Genomic DNA, 5689 nt, shown 5'->3' on the forward strand with positions numbered 1-5689 from the left:
GTGTAACTGTTTGTTTGTTAGTTGTTTGGTGCATTTTTTTTGTTTTAAATGAAAGTTCCGAAAGATTAAATATTTGTTAAAAAACATTTTTCTTGTAACAATCTATCTCTTTCGGTCGTCTTTTAATCATAACATCAATCATCAATCATTTAATTAAAACAACAAGTCATGAAAAAAATTAGCTTAGTATTAGTAGCTGCAATGTTACTTTCAACAGGGAGTATTTTAGCAAACAATTTAGATGGATTAAATCCAACAAAAACCTTAACGGCTCAGATTTCAAAATTATTATCAAGTAATGATTTAACGGAGTATGAGGTTAATGTAGAAGCCCAAGTTCGTTTTACGATTAACAAAGATCGTGAGATTGTGGTATTGTCTGTAGATACGGATAATGGTACTGTAGAAGAGTTTGTTAAAAGTCGCTTAAATTATGAAAAAGTAGATATGTCTAATTATGTTGAAGGTAGGTTGTACACTATGCCGGTACGTATCAAGAGGTAAAAGAAGTCTTTTGTAACAAAAAAAAGTCCTGATATAATCAGGACTTTTTTTTGTTTTTATACTTAGTAGAACTTAAGTCGTTATTTATGTTTTTTAGTTGCTGGGTTTTAAAATCGGGTCTTTTAACTCTTGGGCTAGGAGCAGGTTTGGGAGTATTTGGCTTAAAGCTGCTAACTAGTGCTTCTGCAGGAGTTGTAGGATTTTCTTTAGTACCTCTTAAGTGAATAACTAGGCCATTTAAAAAGTTACGTAATACTTGGTCTCCACATTCCATGTATTTAGGGTGATCTTCATTTCTAAAAAATGCGCCTAATTCGCTTTTAGAGATGTTAAAGTCTACGAGTTTTAATATATCTACAATATTATCATCGCGAAGCATTAGAGCTACTCTAAGCTTCTTAAAAATATCATTATTCGTCATGTTGCTATTTCAAATTTAATGCAAGGTATTATAAAATGTCTAATAGAGTGTTGTGCTTGGTTTATTATTTAATAGAGAGGTAAAATCAATAATTAAATATAAGTGACAAAACGTCAGTAAACATCATTTAAAACAAGACAAAATGTCGCTATTTTGAAAACGGTATACCTTTTGACTATATCTTCTATATTGAACAAAGTATAATTTTAAGAAAATATAATTATGAGTATAGTTAAAAGAAATGAAGTGTTTTTTCCTTCTTTGTTGAATGAGATTTTTAAGCCAGATTGGTTTGGTGGAATGGATAATTTGGGGGCTAAAATACCGCCTGTAAATATCATTGAAAATGAAAAATATTTTGAAATTGAATTGGCGGTTCCAGGCTATAAAAAAGAGAATTTTAAAATAGAAATTGATAAGAATGTTTTAACAATTTCTGTAAAAAAAGAAGAGGAAATCAAAGATGAAAAAATAGAGGAGAGACGAAATTTTACTAGAAAAGAATTTGAAAAATATTCTTTTGAAAGAGGATTTAATTTGCCAGAAAATGTGGAAGAAGAAGGGATAGAGGCGAGTTATAAAAATGGTATTTTAAGTTTTGTTTTACCTAAAAAAATAGAGACTTTGCCTAAGGCGAAACGAGAGATAAATTTAATGTAGAATAGTTTTTAATTTTACATCATCTGAATATTTTTTAGATTTTGTAAATTTTGATTGATTGATTGGTTAGTTAGGGGTCGCTTTATATTTATGAAGCGACCTTTTTTTGTTTGCTAAAAAAGCTTTTTTACGGTTACAAAAGTAAATTTATATTTTTTAGTCTCAACTAAATATTTTTGTAATATATTTAAAATCAGTATTTAGGGTGTGTTTATATATTGTTTTTATTTAGGTTAGTGTGTTTTGGAGGAGTAAGCATTTTTATTCTTCCTAAATATACTATTATTTTTGATTTTGAAGCAATTTTATTTCGTCTCTTAACTTGGCAGCTTGCATAAAATCTAAATCTTTTGCAGCTTTCTCCATTTCCTTTCTTTTGTCTTTTATGAGCTTTTCAATTTGTTCTTTTGTCAGGTAATCCATGTCTGGTTCAGCAGCACGTAATTCTTCTTTTAGGAAGTGATATGTGGAGACAGAATTTTTTGCTAATGCGCTATCTAAACTTTTGTTTAAAGCAGTAGGTGTTACATTATTTTTTACGTTATATGCTATCTGTTTTTCTCTTCGGTAATTTGTTTCGTCCATCGTTTTTTGCATACTCTTTGTAATCTTATCGGCATACATTATTGCTAGTCCATTTAAGTTTCTTGCCGCTCTTCCTATGGTCTGTGTAAGGGATCTATGACTACGTAAAAATCCTTCTTTATCTGCGTCTAAAATTGCCACTAAAGATACCTCCGGTAGATCTAATCCTTCCCGTAAAAGATTCACTCCAATCAGGACATCAAAAATACCTTTACGAAGGTCTTGCATAATTTCTACTCTTTCGAGAGTGTCCACATCACTATGAATATATCTACACCTAACATTTATTCTAGTAAGGTATTTTGCTAATTCCTCTGCCATTCTTTTGGTTAGCGTAGTAACTAATGTGCGTTCATCTTTTTCTACTCTAATTTGAATCTCTTCAATTAAATCATCAATTTGGTTTTCACTAGGTCTTATTTCAATAATAGGATCTAGTAATCCTGTAGGTCTAATTACCTGTTCTACAACTACACCCTCACTTAACTCTAATTCATAATCTGCAGGGGTGGCACTTACGTATAGAACTTGGTTTTGTAATATTTCAAATTCTTCAAATTTTAATGGACGATTATCCATAGCAGCAGGTAATCTAAAACCGTATTCTACCAAATTTTCTTTTCTAGAGCGATCACCGCCATACATGGCATGTACTTGCGGAATGGTAACATGACTCTCATCTACAACCATTAAAAAATCATCAGGAAAGTAATCTATTAAACAGAAAGGTCTTGTGCCGGCTTCTCGTCCGTCTAAATATCTAGAATAGTTTTCTATTCCAGAACAATAACCTAATTCCCGTATCATTTCTAAATCAAAACTAGTGCGCTCTTCTAGTCGTTTTGCTTCCAAGTGCTTTCCTATTTCTTTAAAATAGGCTACTTGTTTTACCATATCTTCCTGAATCTGATGAATGGCATTTTGCAGTACATCTTGGGAGGTAACAAACATGTTTGCAGGGTAAATAGTAAGATTCTCGTATATTTCTATTACAGTATTGTTAAAAGGGTCAAAAGCTTCTATTTCTTCCACCTCGTCTCCGAAAAAATGAATTCTATACGCATGGTCGGCATAACTAGGGAAAACGTCTATAACGTCTCCTTTTACCCTGAAATTACCATTCTTGAAGTCTGCAGTAGTACGGGAATATAAACTTTGAACCAATTGGTGCATAAACTTAGTTCTTGCAATAACTTGGTCTTTTTTTATAGATACTACGTTTTTTTGAAACTCTACAGGGTTACCTATACCATAAAGGCAAGAAACAGATGCAATAACTATGACATCTCTTCTACCAGACAACAAAGAAGAGGTGGTGCTTAATCTAAGTTTTTCTATATCTTCATTAATAGAAAGGTCTTTTTCTATATACGTTCCACTAGTAGGTATATATGCTTCTGGTTGGTAATAATCGTAATAAGACACAAAATACTCGACAGCATTTTCTGGAAAAAATTGCTTAAATTCTGAATATAACTGAGCGGCTAGGGTTTTGTTGTGGGCTAAAATTAAGGTTGGTTTTTGTACCGTTTCTATAACATTTGCTACGGTAAAAGTTTTGCCAGACCCAGTAACTCCTAATAATGTTTGGTATTTTTCTTTCTTGTTAATACCCTCCACTAATTGCTTAATAGCAGTTGGTTGGTCTCCTGTAGGTTTAAAATCTGATACTACCTTAAATTTCATTTGTTAAATGTACAAAACCAGGAGAAATACTTAGAGATTTCGGGTTTATCTTTTAAGTGTAAAATGCCCGTTAAATTCACGACCATCTTCTAAATGGGTTTTAAACCAAAAATCAGAAGAAGGTAAACCCTGACCTTTATAGGTGCCATCCCAGCTAGGGTTATTGGCATTTAGGAGTGTAATAAATTTACCGTACCTATCATAAATAAATACGGTTGTTTGTGTATTAAAATTTTGGTTAATTCCAATGATTTGCCATGTATCATTCTTATTATCTCCATTTGGAGTAAAGAATTTTTGATAACCAATTACGGATATAGGTTGTTTTGTAATTCCACATTTATTTTTATCACGTATGTAGGCTGTAAGCAAACCAACAGGAACATTATCAAAACTGTTACTGTTTTGATAGGTGTTGCCATCTAAAGAATATTCATAATCCCCTTCACCAGAAGTTTCAATTTGAACTGTATTGTTCTCTGAAATATCTTTAATGTTTATGTTCTCTATTTTAGCAATGTTAGAGGGGATAACTTCAAAATCTACCTTGTTTGTGCAGATTGTAGTTTGGTTGTTTTGGGTATATAGGTAACCCACTTCGAGAAAATAGCTTCCTGTTTCGGTAATGCTAATGTTTTTTACAGAACTGACCACTCTCTCCGTGTTATTGTCTTTCATTACCCATTTATAAGAGTCAAACTCTGTTGGGCCTTCTATACGTAAAATAGGATTGTTCAAACAAATTAAATAAGATTCGTCTAAGGAAAAAATTGGTGAAGGGTTTATATTTAATTCTATTTGAATTATATTTTCACATTGATTTAAGTTTTCAATTCTGCCGTAAATAATAATTGGGGAGGTTATAAAGTTGCCTTGTATTGGGTTTTTTTCTAAGCTTACATCTTCTATATTTTTATAAAATGTAATCTCTTGATTAGAAAAATCATTCATTTTTATAGCATTTAAATCAAAAGAAGCTTCTAGGATGTCATTATGAGCATCCATATCACATTGATAAAATGTATAAGGGGTATTGGTTAAATCAACATTCCTTATAATTAATTGAACTTCGCCTGTTTCACTACAATTGGATGCATTTGTTATTTTGTAAAATATAGTTTGATTATAGGGTGTTGTATTTAAAAATTTTTCCGGATTTTGAATAGGTATATCGTCATAGCTATCTTGTAGTGTTTCGTAAAAGGTATACGTAAATTTGGGTTGTTTTGATATTTGGTTAAGGTTTAAAAAAGTTATTCCGTCTTGAGTGTTTGTGGTGTCAATGTCGCATTGTGTTATTTCTAAATCTACAGCATCTGGTAGTGAATTTATGGATAGTAGAGCTTCCCCAATTATTTGGCATTTTCTAGAATCTGCCAAAGTAATTTCTACACGATAACGACCTTCATCAATTTTTTCAGAAGTATCTACAGTATAGGTATGCCTGTCTGGATTGCTAAAAGGTATTCCGTCTTTTGTCCACGAATAGGCTGCTCCTGGAATATTTTCAGCAGAAAATTCAAAAGGTTCTCCTTCGCAAATAGATAAACTACCACTTGTTTCTCCATCACTATTTATAATTATATCTATCGTACTAAAAAAGGATTGAATAAAAGGAGGTAATCCTTGCGAGCCATTTTTACCGTTTAAGGGTATGGCGTTATGTTGGTAATTTACAAGGTTTCCTTTTTTATTAGGTTCATTAATAACACCCAAAAAAGATGTACCTTGAAAATAGCTTGTAGATATTGTTCTATATATTTTACCATTAAGGCCTAATTGTAATGCCCCTCTATAGTTATTTGATTTGTAGATTATGTTTTCTGTGGATGT

At 31.6% G+C, this 5689-nt stretch carries 5 protein-coding genes; 2 read left to right on the forward strand and 3 right to left on the reverse strand.

Going from position 1 to position 5689, the window contains the following annotated elements; all coding sequences use genetic code 11:
- The first annotated feature begins 168 nt into the window (after positions 1-168).
- Positions 169-504 carry a hypothetical protein gene (locus QZZ51_RS16070; protein ID WP_291871528.1) on the forward strand — a complete coding sequence of 112 codons (336 nt, stop codon included), beginning with the start codon at positions 169-171 and terminating at the stop codon, positions 502-504.
- Positions 505-541: 37 nt separating this feature from the next.
- Here the strand turns inward: QZZ51_RS16070 and QZZ51_RS16075 are convergent, their stop codons facing one another.
- Positions 542-925, reverse strand: coding sequence for a DUF1456 family protein (locus QZZ51_RS16075; protein WP_291871530.1), 384 nt, complete (start codon positions 923-925; stop codon positions 542-544).
- A 222-nt stretch (positions 926-1147) separates the two neighbouring features.
- On the opposite strand from QZZ51_RS16075, the gene QZZ51_RS16080 reads away from it, so the two are divergent.
- Positions 1148-1585: an Hsp20/alpha crystallin family protein gene (locus tag QZZ51_RS16080; RefSeq protein WP_291871532.1), complete on the forward strand. Its 438-nt coding sequence runs from the start codon at positions 1148-1150 to the stop codon at positions 1583-1585.
- Positions 1586-1867: 282 nt separating this feature from the next.
- Here QZZ51_RS16080 and uvrB read toward each other — a convergent pair whose 3' ends face one another.
- On the reverse strand, positions 1868-3856 hold the full coding sequence (gene uvrB, locus QZZ51_RS16085; protein WP_291871534.1) for an excinuclease ABC subunit UvrB: 1989 nt from the start codon (positions 3854-3856) through the stop codon (positions 1868-1870).
- Positions 3857-3901: 45 nt separating this feature from the next.
- A partial coding sequence (locus QZZ51_RS16090) for a T9SS type B sorting domain-containing protein (protein ID WP_291871536.1) occupies positions 3902-5689 on the reverse strand: 1788 nt, incomplete at its 5' end.

Origin of the sequence: Maribacter sp. (genome assembly GCF_016744255.1) — a bacterium.
Taxonomy (GTDB): Bacteria; Bacteroidota; Bacteroidia; order Flavobacteriales; family Flavobacteriaceae; genus Maribacter_B.

Excerpts from the sequence above, each read along its gene's own strand:
- QZZ51_RS16075 (WP_291871530.1), bottom strand. The coding sequence starts at position 925 with ATGACGAATAATGATATTTTTAAGAAGCTTAGAGTAGCTCTAATGCTT.
- QZZ51_RS16080 (WP_291871532.1), top strand. The coding sequence starts at position 1,148 with ATGAGTATAGTTAAAAGAAATGAAGTGTTTTTTCCTTCTTTGTTGAAT.
- uvrB (WP_291871534.1), bottom strand. The coding sequence starts at position 3,856 with ATGAAATTTAAGGTAGTATCAGATTTTAAACCTACAGGAGACCAACCA.
- QZZ51_RS16070 (WP_291871528.1), top strand. The coding sequence starts at position 169 with ATGAAAAAAATTAGCTTAGTATTAGTAGCTGCAATGTTACTTTCAACA.